1 protein-coding gene is annotated in these 577 nt (G+C 69.2%); it reads right to left on the bottom strand.

The window, feature by feature from the left end; all coding sequences use genetic code 11:
- A partial coding sequence (locus ACLF3G_RS29530; protein ID WP_430672943.1) for an ABC transporter substrate-binding protein occupies positions 1–577 on the bottom strand: 577 nt, incomplete at both ends.

Below are 577 nucleotides of genomic sequence, written 5' to 3'. Positions count from 1 at the left end.
ACCGATGCGCGTCCAGGCCGCGGCGATCGCCTGGCAGATCCGCGGCGTCCGGCTCGGCGAGCAGAACAGGTTGATTCCGAAGCCCTGCGGGAACCCCGCCTCCGCCAGCAAAGCCCGCGCCGCGTTCAGGTCCTGACTTGGCACAGGCCGGTCGGCGATGGCACCGAAGATGAAGGGCGGCACGGGCTGGTCGGCGGCATCGGCATAGCCCTCCATGATCTGCCGCGCGATGCCGTCACGGTTCAGCGCCAGGGACATGGCACGCCGCACCCGGACATCGCGCATCGGATTCTGGCCACCCGCATCCACGCCCGGAGGGTTCGGTCGCTCGACATCCAGGTAGATGTTGACCGCGTAGATGGAGGGGCTGGAGAACAGCGCGACGCGGCGATCGGCGCCAAGGCGCGATGCGTCCTGAAGCGGGACGTTGTTGATGAACTCGACATCGCCGGCGAGCAGCGCCGCGACGCGGGCCGTGTCGTTCGGGATCGGCGTCATGCTGACCGTTTCCCACGGTACCGCGCCGCCCCACCAGGACTCGTTGCGCCGCAGGACCAGCGGGGCGTTGGTGGACCAA

The organism is Falsiroseomonas sp. HC035, from assembly GCF_050563525.1.
Taxonomy (GTDB): domain Bacteria; phylum Pseudomonadota; class Alphaproteobacteria; order Acetobacterales; family Acetobacteraceae; genus Falsiroseomonas.
The sequence above is the reverse complement of the archived record's forward strand: the minus strand, read 5'-3'. Positions and strand labels throughout refer to the sequence as shown.